The organism is Levilactobacillus zymae (genome assembly GCF_032190635.1).
GTDB classification, from domain to species: domain Bacteria; phylum Bacillota; class Bacilli; order Lactobacillales; family Lactobacillaceae; genus Levilactobacillus; species Levilactobacillus zymae_A.
The window spans coordinates 1,894,964-1,917,643 of record NZ_JAVLAS010000001.1; the positions used below are offsets into that span (position 1 = coordinate 1,894,964).

Here is a 22,680-nt window from a genome sequence, read left to right on the forward strand (position 1 = left end):
CCCTACTCTTCTTTTTTCTGCCGAATGGTAAAGTGGCGCCGGCCCTGACCACCCGACGCCACCGTAACCGTCTTTGCCGGTTTCGGCGCTGCAGGCGTCTTCCGGCGCTCTTCCGTAAAGTTATGGTTACGCGGCGTATTGGAACTATGCCGCCGAGAATGCCGCGAGCGGTGCCGCCGCGAGTGGCCGTTTCCCGTAGACTTCGTTGTGGCTGCCTGGTCAGTCTTAGTCGCCTGGGCACCGGTTGGATGGTTACCATTATTATGCCGTCGGGACCGATTGCGCCGCGGCTTCGGGGCCGGTTTGACCTCGAGATTATGCAAAATAAAGTAGGCACACCCAAAGTTACACGACTCGTACAGATAGTCCTGCACAGCGTCGATCTGGTTTTGCTTTGCTCCCGCCCGATCAGCCGCATAAAAGCCCTTCAACCGTAGTTGCTCGAACCCCCAGTCGCCCACAATGTAATCGTACTTACTTAAAATCGTGCTGTACCGCTGGGCAAACTCCGCAAAATCGAAACCGTGTCGGACATCGGTCACCAACTCGTAAGCGTGCCCGTTAATCTTCAGGTGGGTCTCGTCAACCCGGAGCACTTCGGCACTGGGTTCTCGTTTCTCACGTTGTTGCGCCACTAGGGCTTCTAAATCCTTTCGATCCACCATCTTCATCCTTTCCGTTAATTAATCTAGGGGGTAATGTCGGCTTAAATATCCGGCGAAGACCTCCCGCAATAAATCGTGATATAAAATATGATTTTCTCCCACAATCGCAATCGTCGGGAAGAAGGGAATAAATAAGTAATGGTCCACGACCGCTAGACGGTATTGCCGGTTCGGCGATAACGGTTCCCCCCGCCAAGTCACCTGCCGGGTAGTGGCATTGTAGGCAATCCCCAGGTAATTCAACTCCCCGAAGATCTTTCCCCGAAACCCCATGCCCTTCTGAGGAAACTTCCGTAAAAAGAGCCGTGCTTGTTCAAACTCCTGGACTAACCGCCACAGATTGTAGCCATCTAGGGTCACCGTCATGACGTGCATGCTATGCGGCAAAAGCTGATGAATCTGATTCTGAGTAATTACCCCGCGGGGCAGATCACGTAAAAAGAGCCCCGCGTTGAGCACCGCCGCTTGCGTCCCCGCATATTCCGCAATGGCGTGGAGCCCCTCACGAACTAGCTGCGGGTGGCCCGTCGGGTTGGCGTCTAACGTTACGGGTAACTGAGCTACCCGTTGTTCGGTTAGGATCCCTTCGCCGAGGGCGGTCAACCCATGAATTTCCGCCGCGTCGGCCGATAACGGCGTTAGTGTCGCCGTCCGCACAACGCCAGCTTGAGCGGCCACCACGTGATGATGGCCATCCACCGTCAGATCAATCCGACCGACGTATTGCCCGTACTTACCAGCCGCGGCTAACAAACTCTGGTTGACCCGCTCACCATGCACCAGTAAGTGGTGCGTGTGACTGCCGATGATGACGTCCAATTGTGGGAAACGGCGGGCCAACTTCTGATCGACGTTATAGCCCAAGTGGGACAGTAACACACATACGTCGGCCTGAGCCGCATACCGGGCTAACAAATCCGTCAGTGCTGGGACCGCCTGAACCGGATCCCACCCCGCCAACGGGTAAGTCAACTCATACGGCGCGGTCAGTCCCAAGATGAGCACTCGCGTACCAGCCGCTGTGACCACAATTCGGTGATCACTGGCCCACGCCGGTAATTTAGTCGTTCCTGCCTGCCGTAGGTTCCCCAAGATGACCGGGAAATTGGCCTGATCGTAGAGATGATCCAGCTTGGCACGCAGAAAGCCCAAACCCTCGTTATTACCAATGGTAACGCCGTCGTAGCCGATTTGGTTCATTAATTGCACGTTTTTTTGACCGTTGGTGGCCTCGCTCACCGGATGGGCGGTATCCACATGATCCCCTAAGTCAAAGGTCAACACGGTCGCCCCGGTCGCTTGTACCTGAGCACGGGTCGTCAACAAGTATCGCCGAATCCGCGGCCAATTCTCAAAGTGCGAATGTAGGTCGTTGGTGTGTAACATAGTTAGTCGTTCCATGGCCGTCTCGCCCCCTGCACTGGTTTTAATCGTACGGCATCCCCTTAATTCGGTCAAGCTATTGTTTGTCCTTGAACTCACGGGCTTTGCCGGTCACCATCGCTTCGATTTCTGTGGTGGAAAACGGTGTCCCAAACGGTACCGGGTGAGCCAGATAGCGCTGCTCGGGCGTATCCACCCCCACATTAATATTTTCCTTAACCGGCACCGCATAATGATGAATATGGCCGTGTAAGTTAATAATCTGCTTAACGATGCCCAGCATCATGGGGTAATGGGTCATGTAGTATTGCCGGTGATCGTACTTGATCAGGACGCCCACATCATGAAATGCGTACTTAGGTTGGCCGTGATCGATCGGATTATGCGCCGCCAGGTACTTGAACAGTGCCCGACTATCATGGTTTCCCTTGATCAATTCCAAATGACCGTTCAACTGCGATAGCACGTTGGCGACCGCCTCGTCGGATTTAACCGCCGGGTGAGTAAAGTACAGGGCGATGTCGCCCAGATGATAGACCGTATCGGTCGGCGCTACCCGGGCGTTCCAATGGTCAATGATGGTCTGATTCATGGTTTCCACGTCCGGAAATGGCCGGGGCGCGAAATCATTCATTCCCAATAAATCTTTATGAAAGAAATGGGTATCTGAAGTAAAGTATTGCATGGTCTACCTCCTAAATGACGTCGAGTGGTTGCTTATGTGTGGGCGCCGGATATTGCTGATCAAGAGCGTCTAGATCCGCTGGACTAAGGGTTAACTCCCCCGCAGCCAGGTTTTGCCGCATATGGGCTACCGAACTCGTCTGCGGAATCGCCAACACCTGTGGCTGACGAATCACCCACGCCAATAAAATCTGATAAACACTGACCTGATACTTATCCGCCAGCTGCTGCACGACGGGATTAGTCGTCAGATGTTGCCCCCACGCATCCCCCTGAGCAACCGGCGAATAAGCAATTAAGGGCAGGTGATGTTGCCGTTGCCAGGGCAATACGGCGTAATCAACGCCCCGACTTCCCAAGTGATACAGGTCCTCATTCGCCTGAGCGTTGGCGCCCTGCGGCAAAGCCCAGAGCTCATCGAGGTCGCTCACGTCAAAGTTGGAAACACCCCAAGCCCGGATAATCCCGTCAGCTTGCAAGTGCTGTAGCTCAGTGACCGTTTCGGCCAACGGCACCCGCCCCCGCCAATGATAGAGGTACAGATCCAGATAATCGGTCCCTAAGCGGCTGAGACTGGCTTCAACACTGGCCCGCATGCGCGCACGAGACGCATTTTCGGGGAGCACTTTAGAGATCAAAAAGACCCCTTGCCGATCGATTCCTTGCAGAGCTTCACCGACCAGGGTTTCCGCTCGACCGGAGCCGTACATCTCTGCGGTATCGATTACCCGAGCTCCGGCGGCTAATCCGGCTTGAATAGTGGCAATTTCAGCAGACCGTTGACGTGGATCATCGCCCATGTGCCAAGTCCCGATGCCAATGGCCGGCACCGTCTGACCGGCTAACGTTACAGTTTTCATGCCTATCCCTCCCAAAAACTAAAGCTTCCCTTTTATCCTAGCACTTTCACACCGTCCATGCCGCTAATGACGTTGGGTTCGGGTGAGCCGCTAGTGTTTTCTCCACCATGTTGACTTGAAACCTAAAAACGACCAGGATTCCCACACCGAGAATTCTGGTCGTTTTTCATGCTAATGTCCGTTAGGTTCCGCGGACGACGCGGTTACTTTAATTCTTCGGAATCATCGGAGGTGTCGGCTAAACTACCAACTCTTTCGCGATCCCGTAGTTTTTTACCCAGGCTCAGTGCCACTAACCAGATGGCGGACCCAATCAACGCGATTAACGTGTCCGTCCGGAATAAGAGGACTACCCCGACCATCCCTAAGAAGATCAGGATCATATAATCGGAAGCTGGGAATAATGGCATCTTAAACCCGTGTGTTGGCTCGTGATTAGCCTGCAGCTGCCGCCGATACTTGATGTGGGCGACCACAATGGCTCCCCAGATGAACAGGAAACAAGTGGTGGCAACACTGGCCACAAACGCGAAAACGTGGCCCGGAATAATCAAGTTCAAGAAGACGGAGATGGCGATAATCACGGTAGAGAACCGTAAGGCGTGTACCGGAACTTGGGCCTTAGATAGGGTTCCCATATGCTTGGCAAAACGGCTCTTGCCCCGATACGTTAAGGAGAACAGCATCCGTCCGGTGGTAAATAGCGAACTGTTGCAGGCCGAAGCCGCCGCCGTCAAGACCACGAAGTTAATCACCGAAGCCGCGGCTTGAATTCCGGCGTTCTTGAAGACTTGAACGAACGGACTGCTCGTCGCCGAGATGGCTTGCCATGGGTAGATGCACATTAAGGCTAAGAGTGACCCCACGTAGAACAAGATGATTCGCATGGGAATTTCGTTGATGGCCTTTGGCAAGATCTTCTTGGGATTAGCCGTTTCGGAAGCGGTCATCCCTACCATTTCGATCCCGACGAAACTAAAGAGCACCATCTGGAAAGATAGGAAGAAGCCCTTCCAGCCGTTGGCGAAGAAACCACCTTGTGCCAGGTTGGCGACGCTAGCGTGTCCCACCGGTGTTGCGAAACGAACCGCCACCATATAGATTCCGGCGACAATCAGGGCGACAATCGCAACAATCTTGATAATTGCAAACCAAAATTCCGTTTCCCCAAACGCTTTAACGGTCACGGAGTTCAATAAGAGCAAAATCCCCAGTAGGAAGACCCCCGTCACCCATTGCGGGAGGTGCGGGAACCAATACTGCATGTATTGTCCCGCCGCCGTGATTTCCGCCATGGCAATGGTAATCCAGCAAATCCAGTAGGTCCACCCGGCGACAAAACTCATGTTATCCCCCAGGTAGCGTTGAATAAAGTCAATGTACGAATGCACGTTCAAATCCGATAATAAGAGTTCGCCCAGCGCCCGCATAAGCAAGAAACACATTACGCCAGTGATCAGGTAGGCTAACACAATCGATGAACCGGCTAAGTGAATTCCCTGGCCGGACCCTAAGAACAACCCGGTCCCAATCGTCCCCCCCAAGGCGATCAGTTGGACGTGGCGACTTTTAAGCTCTCGTGAAAAGCTCTGGTCTGTATTTGATTGAGTATTTTTCATTTTACTGCCCCCTCGTTGAAATATATTATACACGGTCAAGGGGACAATGCCAGCAACACCTCTGGTTAGTTCAGTAGATTAAAGCGAACTCCGCCTTGATATAGTCACGTTTAATTCACCTTAGGCTTTAATACATGAAAATAATTAAACTATATATGAAAAAGGTGGTCCGCTCCAAAGCGAAACCGCCTTGAACCGAACCACCACAAGGGTTAACCCTATTTGCGTAACCGTTCGATATCCCGAACGATCATTAATTCTTCGTTAGTCGGAATCAGCAAGGTCTTAATCTTTGACCCGGCCTTACTCAAGTCACGTTCCACCCCACGAATGTTGTTCTTTTCGGGGTCCACGCCAATCCCGAAGTAACCTAATTTATCGGCCACTTCTTGACGAATCGTGATATCATTTTCACCCACACCGGCCGTGTAAACAATGGCGTCGGCGCCACCTAGTTCTGCTAGGTAAGCCCCCACGTAACGCACAATCCGGTTAATGAACATATCCCGGGCTAACTTCGCTCTGTGATTCTTGTCCTGAACCTTTTCCAGGTCCCGCATATCGGCGGAAACCCCGGAAACCCCCAGCAAACCAGACTTCTTGTTCAAGATGTTAATCATGTCGTTTGGCTTATCAATGTTCAGCTTCTCCATCAGGTAAGCGACCAGCGAAGCATCGATGTCCCCAGAACGGGTCGCCATTTCAATCCCGGCCAGTGGCGTGAAGCCCATGGACGTATCGAACGACTTGCCATCCTTAATGGCGGTGATTGAGCCACCGGCACCGAGGTGCATGGTGATCAACTTCAGGTCTTCCAATGGCTTGCCCAACATCTTAGCAGCCCGACCAGCGACGTAGCGGTGACTTGTACCGTGAGCCCCGTACTTCCGGGCGCCAAACTTTTCATAGTATTCATAAGGAATCCCATACATGTAGTTAACTTCGGGCATGCTGGTGTGGAAAGACGTATCGAAGACCGCCACGCTCAAGACGTTAGGCAAAATCTTCTTGAAGGCCCGGATGCCCATGGCCGCGGCTGGGTTGTGCAGCGGTGCATATTCGGCTAAGCCTTCAATCTTCTTCAACACCTCATCATCGATAATGGCGGAATCCTTAAACTCTTCGCCCCCCGCAACGATTCGGTGACCCACTCCGGTAATTTCATTAAAGTCGGTGATGATCTTTAATTCGGTCAGTTGATCCAACATCAATTGGATGGCTTCACGGTGGTCATTAACGTCTTGGTGCGTTTCGTACTTCTGACCATCGCCGTACTTGATTTCAACTAATGAATTCCCTAACCCAATTCGGTCAATGGCCCCTTCGGCGATGACCTCTTCGGCAGGCATTTGGAACAATTTGAACTTCAACGTCGAACTGCCGGCGTTAATTGCAATAGATTTTCCCATGTGGTCTTTTTCTCCTTTATGCGCGATCCGTCATGAGATTCTGTTCTTCCCATTGGACGATTTCCGCGACAAACTTTTGAAACGCTGATTGATCTTTAAATGATGGAAATTCACCCAGCATCACTTGTTTAACCTGCTTAGCTCCCGCCGCCGGCTTCTGTAAAATCAGAATTGCTTTCTGGGCGTTGGTATTCACAAACAGCTCACTCGGCAAGTTTAACAGTCCCTGAAGGTAAGCGTTCTGGGGTAGCCACTTCAAAAGCCCCTTCGCTTCTTCCGTCTGGAAGAGCTGCGACGGCACTAAGAAGACCCCAATTCCGCCCGGCGTTAACTGATGGACGGCTTGTTCGAGCAGCAAGTGATGCACAAAGGAATGTCCCTCAGCCGCGTGAGTCTGATAATTGGCCGCGTTATCGTCGAGTGGATAGTAGCCGATTGGTAAATCAGCCACCACCAAATCACTGGCCGGTACTAAGAGCGACTCTAAAGCATCCTGGTGAACATAATTGACTGGCAACTGTTGCAACTCACTCGATAACTGCGCAATGGCCAACATCGTATCGTCGTTATCCACACCGTAAGCCGCAATGGGCCCGGCCACGACAGCCTTTAATTGGGACAAGACCGCCGTCAACAAGTTCCCGGTTCCGACGGTTAGATCGAGCAACGTCAGATGGTGCTTGCGATGTTCTAGCCGCGTCACCAGATACCCCATGATATAGGCAATCGTATCTGGGGTTAATTGGTGATTGGCTTGAACCTCATCAACACGAATGGCCTTGAGCATCGCTAATTGTACCGCACGGCGAACCGTTTCGGCATCATAGCTCTGCCAAGGCGCTTGCTGGTACAGCGTAGTCAACTGCTTGACCGTTGCGGCGTCCGGACGACCGTCCTCCACTTGAACTTCACCGTTCAGCAGATTATCTCCCGTTTCGATAAAGGCATCCATATAGGATGTCGCCAGCGCTGCTTGTAAGGTGGTCGTTGACTCGTCCATCACCTTAAAGAGCGTCTCTGTCTGTTCTTGTGACAGTACGTTTCGCCTCCTTGTGAAAATTCCCTAACACAATGTATCCGTTCTCTATAGTACCGATTTTCGCGGACTTATTCAAGCCATCTTTAGGGCGACGATGGTCGGCGAACGGGTAAATGGGAACGAGCTGGGCTGTGCCGCGACTTGCCTGGTGGCAGACGCGTCGTGATTTGGTCATATTGGCGAACTAACTGATTCGTAGTTTGAATCCGCGCGTACTGTCCGGCTAAAACGATACTCAAAACCATACTCATTGCCGCTAAAAAAGCCAACGCCCAACCAGTTAAGAAGCCGGACCGGGCTCGCGAAAATCCAAGAGCGTACTTTGCCATGCTTCTCCCTCCCGCTTAATCTTCAGTCGAATTAAACCACTCACCCGGGTCCGCGCAAACCGCAGCTGTTGAACGTGACGTAGCAGCGGAGAATAGCCTCGATTATGTGGGTTAGTCAGCTTCAAGACCCCTTGGTGGTCAACGGTAATGGCGACCCGCTTTTCCCCGGCCGTGGGCTTAGCCGGCAGGTGATCCACCAACACCAACGACTGGGGACTAACCGTTGCTACCGTAAAGCGTCCGGCCTGTTCCAATTCCGTCAGTGCCGTATAGAACTCGCTACTATCCGTCCGTAACGGGTTCAGCATCACTCGTGACCACCCCGTGACTAGTCCCAGAATAATCGCCGCGATGCCTAAGGCCAAGATGCCCTCCGTTAAAGTGAATCCCCGATGCCCGATCATCGGTCCAACCAAGCTTCTAACCGCCGATCGCGCCGGTGACGAGCCCGCTCTAGGCGTAATTGGCGTTGTAGTTCCACGCGTCGGGTCACCAGCAGGGCCTGTTGGGTAAGTAATAACGTTAACGCCACGATGCTTAACGCAATCAAGGCATCTGCCAGCAGCCACCCCTCACGTCGTTCGGTGCTTTTCTGGTCGTCGAGTTTCCGAAAAGGTAACATACGTTAAGGCTCCTTTAAGTTGAAAAGTTTGGTACCACCATAATCCGGTTCGCCGGCTGTACCATTCCAAGGTAGTCGCCGGGGCCCAGCCATGAGCACTAATTGCCGTGGCCCAAAAATCGGCGGCGACGTGCAAGGAGGTGGGCAATGGCAACGTCATCAGCGTGGCCGGCACCGGGCCAGCATGGCGCTTCACCGGCCGAATAATTGCCTGGTGACGGGCCGTATCGACTGCGACGTAGAGAACTTGACGCCGGTGACTGGCGAGCTGACATCCCGCCGTCCAAAAGCGCTGCCAAGCGGGCCAAAAAGCCTGTTCCGTCAGCAGCTTAGCGGCAGGCGCTCGTGGCGAACTCATCACGCCCAGCAAACCCGCGGTGAGCAATAAAACTAATAACGTTTCGTACAACGTAAATCCGCTACTTTGGCAACTTTTTCCGGTACACGTGTCCATGACTCCCCAACTCCAATCTTTCGGCCTGAGCGCGCTTCACCTGCTGGGGCGTTAAATAGCCCTCGGCTTGCAAGACTTCATACGAAACTACCTGAGTTTCCGGGTGACGGTCATCGTTGTGTTCGTCAAGATAGGCATTAGCCTGTCCCTCAACTAACGTGGCCATCGCATCACGATGAATGTTTTGCGCCCGCCCCCGTTGGCCCGTAAGGTTTGGTAAAATAATCAGAATTAGCAATGAGATGATAAAGAGAACGATGGTCATTTCCACCAACGTGAAACCATGTCGAACGTTCTGCACTTTAATAGACCCCCTGTAAGTTGTGATACAGCGGCAATAATAGGTTTAGATAGGCCGTCACAATTAGCCCCGCGACCAACGTTAGCAAGACGGGTTGCACCCAGGCAAGTCCCCGTTCCCCTCGTTGGACCAACTGACGATACTGCAAGCGGCTGTAGGCCCCCAACTCACGCGCCAGTTGGGGCTGGGTGCTCCCTTTACGTAACAAGAGGACCAACTCATCCGGAATATACCGTTGTCGGTGTAGCCACGTCACGGGCGACGTTCCCTGAGCCAACTGGCGGGCTAGAATTACCGCCAGTTGGTGAAGCAATGCCCGGGGCGGCAGGCGTTCTAAAATTTGAATCATTTGTTTAACACTCAATCCGCTTTGGACCAACTGTGTGAGGTTATCGGCCAGATAATAGGCGTAGTACGCCCGAAAGAGGCCGCCGACCAAGGGCCAACGCGGATAACTTTGGGCCCGTTGCAGACTGGATTGGGACCACCACCAACGTCCCAGTAGACCACTTCCTCCCAATACCGCGATCACGCCTCCGCCCCAAAGCAACTGGTGCCAGTTCAACTGGGGCCCTACCGTACTGGGTGCCAAGCTGGTTTTAAGTTGCGGTAAAATGCCAAACTGTAACGTCACAAATAACAAGCCCATGCCTCCCAGCAGTCCTAGTGGGTACGCTAATAGTTGACGAAGGCGTTGGCGCTGTGTCGCCATGAGTTGTAAGAGCTTAGCGGCTCGTTGTAAGCCCGTTCCCAAATCACCGTATTGGGTGGTCAGGGTTAATTGAAAATAGATATTTTCCTGCAAATATGGCGCCAATCCTGGTAAAAAGGGATCACCCGCCAGAAGCCGTTGTTCAATACCCGCGAGCTCTACGGGCCAGCCGGTAGCCGTCGTTCGGAGAAAAGCCAGTGCTTGCCGTAGCGAAAATCCACTTTGGAGTTGATCGCCTAGGAGTTGGCAGATCCGGGCCTGCTGGGCTAGCGACCACCTAGCCCGCCGCGTAAGCCGCCACCGTTTGCGCGGTAAGGATGCCCGCTGCGTGCGCGTTTTCAAGCGTCATTCGCCACCTTTCTTGAGTCTGACCCGTGGGTTTCCATAGCTCTGAACCCGTCAAGATTTCTAAAAGGACGGCCGGTCCCTGTGTGCGCCGGGGAATCAGCCGCTGGTAACACGCCGCCGTTAAGACCTGACGCAGTTGTTCTCCCGCCACACCTAAGTCGACCAAGCGAGCAATGGTCCCCGCCGCACTACGCGCATGAATCGTACTTAATACCAGGTGACCACTCAACGCCGCTCTTATGGCGGCCTGAGCCGTCACCGCGTCGCGAATCTCGCCAATAATAAAGATATCCGGCCGGTGCCGTAAGCCCACTTTAATCAGTTCTTCATAGGGCATCCCCGCGGGCACGTTAACCTGTAGTTGCACGAACCGGGGTTCCTTGATTTCGACGGGATCTTCAATGGTTAAGACCAGCGCCTGATCGGCCAGTTGCCTGGCCGTGGTGTACATGGTCGTGGTCTTGCCCGCACCAGTAGGCCCCGCAAATAACATCAATCCGCGTTGTAAGGCCAGCTGACTCAACCACCGTTGTTGTGGTGGATCAAGATAATCTAATGGTAGGTCCTGATAGGGATAGATTAAGCGGATGACTAACGATTCATGGCCCGCGTAATCCCCCACTGTCGAAAATCGTAGCTCCAAGTGTCCCGTTGCTAACGACCAAGTTAACGCCCCAACCTGGGATCGTCGGTGTTCACTAACCGCCATGTTAGCGTGAAATTTAAAGTAGGTCAGTACCTGGTTTCCCTGCAGCTGATCTAGGGTCCGCCGAATGTTCAGCGACTGGGCCTGACGCAGGCGCACCTGATACCCGTCATCATGGGGCAACACGTAAATATCGCTCACGTGTTGCTGTTGTGCGGTTTGCAATAATTCGGTGATTAGGGCTTGGATGGGCATCCTCGCCACCTCCTCCAACGTGATTACCCCTAACTCCGTCAATGGCGCCCACTTTTTTGTTAAAAATGGTCTCATTCCCAATCGGATCAGGCCTTAGTCGTGGCAGACGTGGCTAAAACGGTCGGTTACCCTTAATTTTTCCACAATGGTGCTAAAAAGTACGTCCCAGACCATGAGTTGCACCTTTAAGTTAAGGCTCATCAACTCCCCTTGGGACGAACTCTGTAAAGAAAAAGGGTTCCCCTAAAATTAGGAGAACCCTTCATCAAACAAATTAACCTTTATTCAACGCTTTCTGGTAACACGGCAGCTTCGTAAATATCCGAAACATCGTCGTTGTTTTCCAGTTCGTCGATTAAGCCTTGGTACTGGGTTACTTTGGCTTCTGGAACTTCGGTGGTGTTCTGCGGGAACATCCGAACTTCAGCAGTATCCAACTTGTAGCCCTTTTCCTGTAAGGCATCACGCACGGCAGTTTCTTGCGATGGATCCGTCCAGATGGTGAATTCATCATCGGTCGTCTCCATGTCGTCCGCGCCGGCATCTAAAGCATCCATCAACATCGTATCTTCATCCGTATCCAAGCCATCACGTAAGATAACAATGTAGCCCTTACGATCAAACATGTAGGAAACAGAACCAGCAGCGCCTAATGAGCCACCATGGTGCGTGAACGCAGACCGAACAGCGGCAGCCGTCCGGTTCTTGTTATCCGTCAACGCAGCAACCATGATTGCTGTCCCGCCAGGACCGTAACCTTCGTAGGTGATTTCTTCGAACTTGGCACCGCCAACACCGGAAGCTTTGTCAAGCGCACGCTTGATGTTTTCCTTCGGCATGTTAGCTGCCCGGGCCTTGTCCATTTCCAAACGAAGTTGAGGGTTACCGTCGGGATCAACACCACCTGCTTTTGCAGCTTGGTACAAATCACGTGAGATCTTTTGGAAAATTTTTCCACGTTTTGCATCCTGAGCGTTTTTCCGCCCTTGGATGTTATGCCATTTAGAGTGTCCTGACATCTCGTAACTCCTCTTTTCTAATAATTTATATATCCATATAAAACAGACAATGCTAATTTTAGCACCACTTAGCAGCCTTTTCAAGACAAACGTACACCTTGCCAGACCGCGGCGGAGCGCCTTCCGTTCCCCATCTAATATGGCTGTTTTCTTCTATAATTTAACCTGGTCATTGACACTTTGGTTAACGAATGACCACGGCACGCGAATGACGACTGTGGTAAACCGTCATAAAGTTTTTGGTTGAGGTCCAGTAAACCTTGTTGGGCCACGCTGCTTGCATGTACGGATCGGCCACCAAGAACTTACCGGGACGGTACCCGACTAAGGTCAAAACATGATACGGGCGTTGCCCTTGCATCCGCCAAGCCCCAGCAAAGATCACGGCGTTGCCCCGTTTAATTTCATGAATCAACGTTTTTTTACTGGCCCCCGTCAGGTTACGGGCTGCCGCATCATAAGTTTGGGCGTACTTGGTCAACGGTGCCGGGTAGATAGTTCTGGTCTCCCCCGGACGACTTTCCGTATACGGATTCCCCGTAAAGCCCTTCGTTGGTGTTTTAGCTTTAGGCATTCGCTTAATCATAGTCTTTAAACTGGTTTTAGTAGCCAGCCCCTTCACGGACAACGCCATCTTGAGGCTAGCTGCCTCACACGCGTTTGGCGCGTGTAACGGGTATAACTGACTGGTATAGGTGTACGGTAAGACATAACGGGTTGTCCGTTTTAACGCGGTCGCCGATAACCATCCATAATGATGACCACGGCGGCTAACCTTAAAGTAAGTGCCCTTGGTGGTGTGGGCAATCTGGTCGAGTTGGACCAGATTGCCTTGCAGCTTCGCCGTATTCCCAATGGCTTGACTGCCCGGTTGCGCCCACCGTTTAGCCGTCCGACTGGCAATCACCCGACTATTATAATGACGCGCCGATTTCACCGTAGTTTGCGCATGAACGGTGGTCAAACCGCCCAGACTGCCCAGCAATAGCATCAGTCCTAATCCCCATTTAACCGTCTTAATCATAATTTTCCTCCTGAACTTAATCGATTGCCACCGCATAATGCCGATAATTATAGCTGCGGCTAAATTTCTGAGCACTCACCCAGTACTTCCCCTGGTTAGGATCGGCCACATGATACTGGTGAGTCTTGGTATTGTAGCCATCCAACAGCATCACGTGTGAGTTATTGATCCCCTTGCCCCAGAAGTAGTGTCCCCACTGCGCCTTGGCGAAGTGCAGGGTCACGTAAACCACCACTGGCCGGTTTAACCGTAACTGGGCTCGCAAACCAGCTGCCGACGTCCCACTAATGTTTGTCACCCGGTGATACCGGTTGCCCCACTTGGCCAACGGCTTGGGAAAGATTGACTGGAAAACGCCCGGGGTGACCCGGTATGGACTCCCCGCGAACCCGTTATTCGGATTATTGGTTTTGCTCCGTGGTAGCTGTTTCATAAAGGCAACTAATCCGGTATGTACTTTAACGCCTTTATAATGAAGCCCTTCCAGTAACGCTGCCGATTCACACCCCATCCAGGCCTTAACCGCCTGCTGACTGATATACGGCGCGTTTAAGGCGACTCGAGTGGGGTGAGTCAAATCTTGCTGACGAATCCAGCCCTTAACGGTTGTTCGCTTAGCCGGACCAGCGGCCGTCACGTAATCGTACGTGCTGGTTTTTCCTGCCGCAGTGGTCACGGTAGCCGTCTTAGAAACGACCCATAAAGTTCGATTAAACCCCCGTAACGACCTTTGGGGCTGCAGTTTACCAGCCGAAACCTGATACAGTTGACCACTAACCCGCTTGAGTGTCCGACCATAATTCACTTGATGCGTCGGGCCCAATGATCCCACAGACTGAGCGGCGGCTCCCGACATCATGAGCCCCCACCCTAATAATCCCCCAATTATTCCCCAGCCAAATTTGGCCCAGGTTTTATGCTGCTTTGCTAGTTGATTCATCCAACGACCCCTCATTTAAATTTATTTCTTGCCACATTTGATGGGGGCACTTGAGCCCTCCTCGTGCCAGTTTCAGTATACCCTTTTTTAGCAGTCTTACCGGGATTAACTATAATTTCTCGCCCTAGACGGTTCTCCCTATGCAGAAAGCGCTACACTTTATACAGTTTTTATCATTAGAATTCAAACGTCAAATCCCGATATACCACGTTTTCAGGATATCCTTCAAGAATAATTTATGTATAAAAACGATTATTTCAAAATAAAACTTGTATAAATAAACATTTGTCGTTATAATGAATGACATCATTTAAAACAAGAGGAGCTTTATACGGTATGAAAAAGAGACTATTATTTCTATTCGCACTCGTCGTCACTCTGTTGGTTGGCTGGGGGGCCACCAGCACTACCACGGCGCAAGCCGCTACGGATAACTCGTTGACCCGGGTTCAGAAGAAGGGCACCCTGGTCATGGGGACCTCCCCCGACTATCCACCTTACGAATTCCAGGCCACCGTTCACGGCAAGAGTAAGATTGTCGGGATGGACGTTGCCGTCGGGCAAAAGATTGCCAAGGGCCTGGGCGTCAAGCTCGTGGTCAAGTCCATGTCCTTCGATTCCCTACTGGTCGCGTTACAAACTGGCAAAGTCGACATGGTCATCTCCGGGATGAACCCCACGCCGGCCCGGAAGAAAAACGTGGACTTCACTCACCTGTACTACCAAGGGGGCTACAGCATCGTGGTCAACAAGAGTGAAAAGGGCCTGTACAAAGATAAAGATTCCTTCAAGGGCAAAACCATCGGGGCGCAAACTGGTTCTACCATGTACAATGAATCTAAGAAACAAACGACCGACACTAAGGTCAAAGGGATGACCTCCGTTTCCGACCTGATTTTAGCGTTGCAAAGTCACAAACTAGCCGGAGTTGCGATGGAAAAGCCTTCTGCTCAGGCCTACGTGGCGAACAACAAGCAGCTGGCCATGATTCCAAGTCACTTCAACTTAAGTGCTTCCGATACCAGTGCCGCCGTAGCCTTCAAGAAAGGTTCCACCGCTTTGGTGACCGCCGCTAATAAATCGGTCGATCAGATTCGCAAGCAGGACCTGGTTAACAAGGACTACCTGCCCGCTGCTGGGAAATACTTAAAGACCAACACGGTCAACACCAGCATGTGGCACTATTGGAAAGCCTTTCTGACCGGGGTTAAATACACCCTGATCATTACGGTCTGCTCCGTCTTCTTTGGTTTCATCTTAGGGGTGCTCTTATCCCTCGCTCGGATGGCTCACGGTGGCGTCATCAAGACCGCCGTACGTTGGCTAGCCACGGCTTACGTCGAATTTATTCGGGGAACGCCAATGATGGTCCAAGTCATGTTCGTTTACTTTGGCCTGGGCTTGATCGTCAACCTCCCTGCCCTGACTTCCGGGATCATTGCCATTTCTCTAAACTCCGGGGCCTACATTGCCGAATATATTCGGGGCGGCATCAACTCCGTAGACGCCGGGCAAACCGAGGCCGCACGGAGCCTGGGACTGTCCAATACCGCCACCTTACGTTACGTGGTCTTACCGCAAGCCCTCAAGAACATCTGGCCATCACTGGGGAACGAATTCATTACCTTAATCAAGGATAGTTCCATCGTCTCGATCATCGGGGTTTCCGAACTGATCTTCCAAAGCAACATTGTCCGTTCCGATACCTACCGGGGAGTGGCCCCTATCGCCGTCATCATGGTGCTATACTTTATCATGACTTTTACCGCGTCCCGAATTCTGAACTACTTCGAGAGGAGAATGCAACATGACTAAACCAATTATTGAGGTCAAAAACCTCGCGAAAAACTTCGGCGGGAATGTCGTTTTAAAGGACATCACCGAACAGGTCGATCCTGGACAAGTGATCGTGGTCATCGGGCCTTCCGGGAGCGGGAAAAGTACCTTCTTACGGTGCCTAAACCTCCTTGAAACTCCGACAAACGGCCAAGTTGCCTTTGACGGACAAGACCTGACCACGCTAGACACCAAGCGGGTCAACGAGTTACGTGAACAGATGGGCATGGTCTTCCAAGGTTTCAACCTCTTCCCAAACATGTCCGTCCTCGAAAACATCAAATTGGCCCCGATGAAGGTTAAAGGTGTCAGCGAAACCGACGCCACTAAACGGGCCCACGAGCTTCTGCAACAAGTCAACCTAGACGACCACGCCGACGCTTTCCCCAGCAGCCTGTCCGGGGGCCAAAAGCAACGGGTCGCCATCGCTCGCGCCTTAGCCATGAACCCGAAGGTGATGCTCTTTGATGAACCCACCTCCGCACTGGATCCCGAAATGGTCGGTGAAGTCTTAAACGTTATGAAGGACTTAGCCAATCAAGGCATGACCATGGTGGTGGTCACCCACGAAATGGGCTTTGCCAAGTCCGTGGCCGACCGGATCTGGTTCATGGCCGACGGGTACATTCAGGAAAACAGTACCCCCGACGATTTCTTCGCTCATCCCCAAACCGCCCGGGCGCAGGACTTTCTTTCTAAAATTCTGATGTAGTCTCAAAGGCTCTTAGACAGAGTGAGTCACAAGTTGTTTAATTGGTGAACGTTAACGTCAAAATGGCCATTATTCCTAGTTCAGGAATAATGGTCATTTTGGATTAAGGGGAGTCAAGCAAAAGCCGCCACTAGAAAAAACTAGTGGTGGCTTTTCGTGTATCACACTGGTTATTGACAGTTAATCGTGATCCCGACGCCGCCAAGTCTTCAATCCTAACGCACCTAAGATAAGACCGAGTAACGACCATCCGGTTGCGGGATGTTCATTAGTTTGCGGTAACTTTGTCTTCTGGTCCGTTGGGGTCACCGGCCGCTGTTGTGGCGTACCCGTTCCCGTTGGGTTAGCTGTCTTCCCCGTCACGCTCTGGTGCGTCGGCATGGTTGGTGCCGCTTGGGCAGCCGCGTGGCCTTGCCGAATAATTAGATCGCGAGTTGGCGTTTTAGTAGCCGGCTGCTCGCTAGCCGCCGGAATCGTGTGACTAGCCGTTGGTTGAGCTGGGATGACCGGATAATCACCCTGACCAGAATTTACCGGCTTCTTGTGATCCGTCTCAGGATTCGTTGGCGTCACAGGTTGTGTCGGCGTTACTGGTGTCGTTGGCGTTGCGGGGTCGACCGGCGTGATTGGGTCAGTTGGGGCAGTCGGATCGATTGGCGTGGTTGGCTCAACCGGATCGATTGGTGCGACGCCACCCCCTGTCGTTACGGCAACCACGTGCAACGTCACCGTCAACTGCTGGCCGTCAGCCGTACTCAAGCGAACGGCATAGTCTCCTGGTTGTGAAAAGTCAACTTGAGTTAAATCGACCGTAACTGGAATAATCGTGCCATGATTGTCGGTGGCCTGTGCGTGGAAGCTAGTTGCCGTCGGCGTTGGGTCATCAACCGTCATGGTGTAGTTCGTCCCCGTTAAGCTCTGTTGCGACGGGTTAACGGTTAAGGTGACCGTCTTGCTTTGACCATCAGTGGTGGTCAACGTGACATTATATGTCCCGGCCTTAGTTAAATCAGCTTGACTCAGATCTAGAGTTACCGGGATTGCGACACCGTGATTATTCGTCGCCGTTGCGTTGAAGTCCGCTAACGTCGGCTCGGCATCACCGACCGTCATGCTGTAGTTCGTTCCCGTTAAACTCTGTTGCGACGGGTTAACGGTTAAGGTGACCGTCTTGCTTTGACCGTCACTTGTAGTTAAGACCACGTTATACGTTCCGGCCTTGGTTAAATCAGCCTGGCTTAAATTCATGGTTACCGGAATTGTGGTGCCATGGTTATTCGTCGCCGTCGCGTTGAAGTTTGCCAACGTCGGCTCGGCGTCACCGACCGTCATACTGTAATCCGTCCCCGTTAAGCTCTGTTGGGACGGACTGACGGTCAAGGTGACCGTCTTGCTTTGACCGTCAGTGGTGGTCAACGTGACATCATACGTCCCAGCCTTGGCTAAATCGGCCTGGCTTAAATTCATGGTTACCGGAATTGTGGTGCCGTGGTTATTCGTCGCGGTCGCGTTGAAGTCCGCTAACGTCGGCTCGGTGTTACCGACCGTCATACTGTAGTTCGTCCCCGTCAGACTTTGTTGGGATGGGTTGACGGTTAAGGTGACCGTCTTGCTTTGACCATCAGTGGTGGTCAACGTGACATTATACGTCCCGGCCTTAGTTAAATCAGCTTGACTCAGATCCAGGGTTACCGGGATTGCGACACCGTGATTATTCGTCGCCGTTGCGTTGAAGTTTGCCAACGTCGGCTCGGCATCACCGACCGTCATGCTGTAATCCGTTCCCGTTAAGCTCTGTTGGGACGGATTGACGGTCAAGGTGACCGTCTTGCTTTGACCATCAGTAGTCGTCAACGTAACATCGTACGTTCCGGCCTTAGTTAAATCAGCTTGACTCAGATCTAGGATTACCGGAATTGTGGTGCCGTGATTATTCGTCGCCGTCGCGTTGAAGTCCGCTAACGTCGGCTCAGCGTCACCGACCGTCATGCTGTAGTTCGTCCCCATCAGACTTTGTTGGGATGGCAGAATGGTTAACGTTCCGTTTTGCACCGTCACATTGTAGTTAGGATTCTCACCAGCCGTCGCTTGAATCGCGTAAGTCCCGGCAGTTTCACCCGCTGCTCGCGTTACCGTATAGGCTACGGGAGCACCATTGATAGCAGTATTCGTTACCGTGGCCGTTAAGACGGGATCGGCATCCCCCACATATTTGGTTTGATCCGCTACCGTGATAGTTACCGGTGCCGGCGTAATCGTGTAGGTCAATCCCGTATCAGCCGAATTGGTCCAATTATAGATCTGCGAAGCCGGCTGCTGATTCAGGTAGTCGATTCCTTGCTGCGACAAAGTGATGGCGTAAGTTCCCACGTTGGTAGCCGTCGGGGTCACCAGATCGCCGGGCCGCAATTGAATCGTGGTGCCATCCGGATTTGGTAAGACAATGGTGTAATTGGCAGCGTTTAGCGTGACGGGATTTTCCGTGTACACTTGCGTCAGCGTCGGCCCAGTTACCGTGTAGGTCCCAGAACGCTTAACCACCGTAACGGTGGCCGTCGATTGATCCGTCCCGTACTGATAAGTGACGGTGTATTGACCGGCAACGTCGGGATTAACCGCCCCATCGACCGTCAACGCACTCAGCGGAACCGTCGTGCCACTAGGCGTCACCGCACTGACAAAGTTATCATTCGGTGCCCACGTTGTCCCGGCAAAAATCGTGGAATCCATCACCTTAATGTCTGGATTGTCCAGAACGACCGTATAGTGCCCGCTGTAAATCGGTTCGGTACTGTTTGCGAGTGGCAGCGTCCAATCGAAGCTAAAGCTGTTGACCCCCTCGGGAATGATTAACTGACCATTTTGTTGTGTGACGCCGTTACTCAGATTTGTCAGCTGTAGATCACTCGTGGTCAGGCCACCCAAGCTCAAGGTAAACAGGTTAGTGAGGGGAATGACGGACGGCGCCGTTTCAAACGCCGTAACCATCTGTTCGTTGGCCAACGGAATGGTTGTAGTGGGACCCGTTAAATTAGTAATTCGGTTATACGACAGGGCATCTTGACCCATGGTGGTTCCCGTTGGAATGGTGACCCCCGTCAATTCGTTACCATAAAACGCCATGTTACCAACGCTTGTGACCGTCGTTGGAATGGTCAACGTTCCCGTCAAGTGATTATAGATAAAGGCCGAATTACCAACGCTAGTTAACCCATTGTTGAGCGTCAACTCATCAATGGGGTTCCCCGCAAAGGCGTAATTGCCAATACTGGTCAGGTTGGCCGGCGTGGTCAGATTGCCCGTTAGCGTATTATACTCGAACGCCCCATTGCCAATGGTTTTTAGCTGTGCGGCTTGGGCGAGGTTCAATGAGCTCAATTCGGAATCGTAGGTAAAGGCGTTATCACCGATGCTTTGCAGGTTACCGTTGAGCGTGACGCTTTGTAACCCCACGTTAGCCAAAAAGGCTTGATTACCGATTGTTTGCAGGGCCGTAGGTAGCGTCAGGGTCTTAATCTGGCCGTCATAAATAAAGGCGTTATCGCCAATCCCCGTCAATTGACTGTCCGGTGCAAAGGTGACGCTGGTTAAGGCCAGGTTGTTGGCAAACGTGTTGGCGCCAATCGTTTGAATGTTGGCCGGAATCGTCAAACTGGTTAATGGGTCATTTTCAAACGCGTGATCGCTCAATGTGGTGAGCTTCGTTGCTTGACTCAGGTCGACCGAGGTTAACGCTTCACTGCTGGCAAACGCCGTATCCCCTAGACTGGTTAAGCCGGCAGGCAAAGTTATACTGGTCAAGTTCTTATTATAGGTAAAGGCTTCGTTCCCAATCGTCGTCACGCTGGCGGGCAAGACCAATTGCTTGAGTCCGGAAGAAACAAAGGCAAGGTTGCCGATGGTGGTCAGTGTCTGGTCCGCTGAAAAGTCGGCACTTTGGAGATTCCCCAGATAAGCGAAGGCCGAATCACCAATCGTGGTTAACCCATTAGCGAAAACGACACCGGTTAAGTCACTTGTCATCCCCGTATCCGAAGCAAAGGCGCCCGCGCCAATATTAGTCACCGTATAAGTCTTCCCGTTAACCGTGTAGGTTGGTGGAATGCTCATCACCCCACTGACCTTTTGATTTAACCCGGTAACCGTTGCGGTTCCATCGGTGTTTAGCTGCCAATTAAAGACGCTGCTATCCGTATAAGTCGGTGTAAGACTAGCGGCCGTGGCCACTGCCCTGGTCGTAGCCACCGGCGTACTGGTGCTGGCACTCGCCGGCGCCACACTACTGGTGGCCGCCGATGCTGCTAATGCCGTGGTTGTCGGACCACTGGTAGCGGAACTGACCGTGCCGGTCGCCTGACTGGTGCCGGCGCTTTCTGCAACACTCGCCGCCACTGACGCCGCACTGGAATTGGCTGGTACCGTAGCCGCCACACTCGCTTGAACCGTAGTCTTTTGGGCCGCCGATGCTGCTACACTGGCTACGAAACTGGCTGGCGCCGCACTGGTCACCGCAGAGCTTGCGTTACTGGCCGCCTGATTAAGCTGGGCCGTAGACGACGCCGCACTAACCGTTGTCGTGGCCGCCGAATTGGTCGGCGTTAAGCTAACCGTTTGTGCCGGATTGGCCGCCGATGATGCCTGGCTGGTCGTGGTCGTTTGCGGTTCAGTGGTCGCCGCGTGAGCCGTCATGTTAGTCGTTGCCCCTACGCCTAACGTCGCCACGGTGATGGCCGCAGCCATGAGATACTTACTTTCTTGCGTTTTCTTAGTTACGTGTCGCGTGATTGACATGTTAAATTCCCCCCAAAGCGATAGCTTAAAACCAACTCTGGCTTCTTGCTCACCCCACATATTAACCGATAACCCAACCAATGCAACTATTATCTACAAGCGAAACAACCATAGCCGGTAATTCTTATAATACCGCGATAGTTTTAAATGCTATTTTATTTTATACTATATAATAATTCCCATCACAAGTATTTTCGAACTCGGTTACATCCTTAGCCCATCAACTTCTAACGGTAGCCAATCTAACCAAACAAAAAGCGCCTCACCGACGATCACCGGTGGGGCGTTAATTATAAAAGTTTACTTTAAGACGGCGAAACCACCGTTCCAAGAAATCTGTTCGCTGGCAGCTAACGTCATTTGCAAGAACCCGTAAGCCTCGAGTTCGCGGGCACGCTTCAGTGAACCCGCATCGATAACGGCCACGTCACTGCCCGCTAAGGCGGCGGCTAACGCTTGTTTAGCTTCGGTGGAATCCCCGGCCGTTAAAACCTTAGTCGGTGCCGCGCCACCAACCTGCTTGGCCACTAACGTTCCCGCAAAGGTCGTGTTGAACGCCTTAATGACCTGTGATTCAGGTAATAGTTCCGCCAATTGCGCCGTCGCGGAACTGTCGGCCGGAACCACTAAACCGTCCCAAGTGTCAAAGTCCAACGGGTTCGTGACATCCACAACAACCTTGCCCGCCAACTGGGTGGCATTAGCCTTCGCAATGGCCAACGCTGCCGGGTACGGCACCGCCAAGATCACGATGGTCCCTAACGTCGTTACCGCATCGGCATGGCCCAAGTAGGTCACTTGGTTGCCCCCCTGAGTCATCAACCCACCAATTGCCTGTCCCATGTTACCCTTACCAAAAATCGTAATCTCTGCCATCACGCAATCCCTCCAAAAAAGTGTATTATTTTTAAGTACACTTATAAATTAACCGATTTCTGAAAAATTGTCAATAATTAGCTTTTAAAAAGATTAATTAGGTCCTTCAAGATGACGTTTTGTGAAAAGTGTTATAGAATATAATACACAATTACC

The 22,680-nt window shown here is 52.2% G+C and carries 21 protein-coding genes; 2 read left to right on the forward strand and 19 right to left on the reverse strand.

All coding sequences use genetic code 11. The features are described 5' to 3' along the window. Nucleotides 1–2: 2 nt before the first annotated feature. From RI501_RS08955 to RI501_RS09035, 17 genes are all read right to left on the reverse strand, one after another. Nucleotides 3–671 carry a YutD family protein gene (locus RI501_RS08955; protein ID WP_396442519.1) on the reverse strand — a complete coding sequence of 223 codons (669 nt, stop codon included), beginning with the start codon at nucleotides 669–671 and terminating at the stop codon, nucleotides 3–5. Between the two features lie 12 nt (nucleotides 672–683). Further along, nucleotides 684–2,066, reverse strand: a complete 1,383-nt coding sequence (locus RI501_RS08960) for a bifunctional metallophosphatase/5'-nucleotidase (protein WP_313821844.1) — start codon at nucleotides 2,064–2,066, stop codon at nucleotides 684–686. A gap of 58 nt (nucleotides 2,067–2,124) precedes the next feature. Continuing rightward, entirely contained in the window at nucleotides 2,125–2,733 is a 609-nt protein-coding gene (locus tag RI501_RS08965; protein ID WP_313821846.1) for a metallophosphoesterase family protein, read from the reverse strand. A 10-nt stretch (nucleotides 2,734–2,743) separates the two neighbouring features. Then, on the reverse strand, nucleotides 2,744–3,592 hold the full coding sequence (locus RI501_RS08970; RefSeq protein ID WP_313821848.1) for an aldo/keto reductase: 849 nt from the start codon (nucleotides 3,590–3,592) through the stop codon (nucleotides 2,744–2,746). Nucleotides 3,593–3,795: 203 nt separating this feature from the next. Next, nucleotides 3,796–5,211: an amino acid permease gene (locus tag RI501_RS08975; protein ID WP_313821851.1), complete on the reverse strand. Its 1,416-nt coding sequence runs from the start codon at nucleotides 5,209–5,211 to the stop codon at nucleotides 3,796–3,798. 218 nt (nucleotides 5,212–5,429) lie between these two features. Then, on the reverse strand, nucleotides 5,430–6,620 hold the full coding sequence (locus RI501_RS08980; protein WP_313821853.1) for an acetate/propionate family kinase: 1,191 nt from the start codon (nucleotides 6,618–6,620) through the stop codon (nucleotides 5,430–5,432). Nucleotides 6,621–6,636: 16 nt separating this feature from the next. Continuing rightward, nucleotides 6,637–7,656 carry a class I SAM-dependent methyltransferase gene (locus RI501_RS08985; protein WP_396442535.1) on the reverse strand — a complete coding sequence of 340 codons (1,020 nt, stop codon included), beginning with the start codon at nucleotides 7,654–7,656 and terminating at the stop codon, nucleotides 6,637–6,639. Nucleotides 7,657–7,742: 86 nt separating this feature from the next. Continuing rightward, nucleotides 7,743–7,988 (reverse strand): hypothetical protein, encoded by a 246-nt coding sequence (locus RI501_RS08990; RefSeq protein WP_313821857.1) that lies wholly within the window; start codon nucleotides 7,986–7,988, stop codon nucleotides 7,743–7,745. Further along, entirely contained in the window at nucleotides 7,940–8,392 is a 453-nt protein-coding gene (locus RI501_RS08995; protein WP_313821858.1) for a competence protein ComGF, read from the reverse strand. The genes RI501_RS08990 and RI501_RS08995 overlap by 49 nt, the downstream gene beginning before the upstream one ends. Further along, nucleotides 8,389–8,610 carry a hypothetical protein gene (locus tag RI501_RS09000; RefSeq protein WP_313821860.1) on the reverse strand — a complete coding sequence of 74 codons (222 nt, stop codon included), beginning with the start codon at nucleotides 8,608–8,610 and terminating at the stop codon, nucleotides 8,389–8,391. The genes RI501_RS08995 and RI501_RS09000 overlap by 4 nt, the downstream gene beginning before the upstream one ends. Then, the gene (locus RI501_RS09005) at nucleotides 8,561–9,019 is read right to left on the reverse strand and encodes a hypothetical protein (protein WP_313821862.1); all 459 of its coding nucleotides are present in this window, start codon (nucleotides 9,017–9,019) and stop codon (nucleotides 8,561–8,563) included. The genes RI501_RS09000 and RI501_RS09005 overlap by 50 nt, the downstream gene beginning before the upstream one ends. Nucleotides 9,020–9,029: 10 nt before the next feature. After that, nucleotides 9,030–9,365: a prepilin-type N-terminal cleavage/methylation domain-containing protein gene (locus tag RI501_RS09010; RefSeq protein ID WP_313821864.1), complete on the reverse strand. Its 336-nt coding sequence runs from the start codon at nucleotides 9,363–9,365 to the stop codon at nucleotides 9,030–9,032. A 1-nt stretch (nucleotide 9,366) separates the two neighbouring features. Further along, nucleotides 9,367–10,419, reverse strand: coding sequence for a type II secretion system F family protein (locus tag RI501_RS09015; RefSeq protein WP_313821866.1), 1,053 nt, complete (start codon nucleotides 10,417–10,419; stop codon nucleotides 9,367–9,369). Beyond that, on the reverse strand, nucleotides 10,355–11,326 hold the full coding sequence (gene comGA, locus RI501_RS09020) for a competence type IV pilus ATPase ComGA (RefSeq protein ID WP_313821868.1): 972 nt from the start codon (nucleotides 11,324–11,326) through the stop codon (nucleotides 10,355–10,357). The genes RI501_RS09015 and comGA overlap by 65 nt, the downstream gene beginning before the upstream one ends. A gap of 281 nt (nucleotides 11,327–11,607) precedes the next feature. Next, nucleotides 11,608–12,345, reverse strand: a complete 738-nt coding sequence (locus RI501_RS09025) for a YebC/PmpR family DNA-binding transcriptional regulator (RefSeq protein WP_313821870.1) — start codon at nucleotides 12,343–12,345, stop codon at nucleotides 11,608–11,610. 184 nt (nucleotides 12,346–12,529) lie between these two features. Then, complete coding sequence (locus RI501_RS09030; RefSeq protein WP_313821872.1) at nucleotides 12,530–13,369, reverse strand: C39 family peptidase; 840 nt, start codon at nucleotides 13,367–13,369, stop codon at nucleotides 12,530–12,532. A gap of 16 nt (nucleotides 13,370–13,385) precedes the next feature. Next, entirely contained in the window at nucleotides 13,386–14,309 is a 924-nt protein-coding gene (locus RI501_RS09035; protein ID WP_313821874.1) for a C39 family peptidase, read from the reverse strand. Between the two features lie 336 nt (nucleotides 14,310–14,645). On the opposite strand from RI501_RS09035, the gene RI501_RS09040 reads away from it, so the two are divergent. Next, nucleotides 14,646–16,124, forward strand: a complete 1,479-nt coding sequence (locus tag RI501_RS09040; protein ID WP_313821876.1) for an ABC transporter substrate-binding protein/permease — start codon at nucleotides 14,646–14,648, stop codon at nucleotides 16,122–16,124. Next, nucleotides 16,117–16,857, forward strand: coding sequence for an amino acid ABC transporter ATP-binding protein (locus RI501_RS09045; protein ID WP_313821878.1), 741 nt, complete (start codon nucleotides 16,117–16,119; stop codon nucleotides 16,855–16,857). The genes RI501_RS09040 and RI501_RS09045 overlap by 8 nt, the downstream gene beginning before the upstream one ends. A 180-nt stretch (nucleotides 16,858–17,037) precedes the next feature. Here the strand turns inward: RI501_RS09045 and RI501_RS09050 are convergent, their stop codons facing one another. Together RI501_RS09050 and RI501_RS09055 are read right to left on the reverse strand one after the other, a co-directional pair. Then, nucleotides 17,038–21,648, reverse strand: a complete 4,611-nt coding sequence (locus RI501_RS09050) for a leucine-rich repeat protein (RefSeq protein WP_313821880.1) — start codon at nucleotides 21,646–21,648, stop codon at nucleotides 17,038–17,040. Between the two features lie 300 nt (nucleotides 21,649–21,948). Beyond that, on the reverse strand, nucleotides 21,949–22,524 hold the full coding sequence (locus RI501_RS09055) for an NADPH-dependent F420 reductase (protein WP_313821882.1): 576 nt from the start codon (nucleotides 22,522–22,524) through the stop codon (nucleotides 21,949–21,951). Nucleotides 22,525–22,680: the final 156 nt, after the last annotated feature.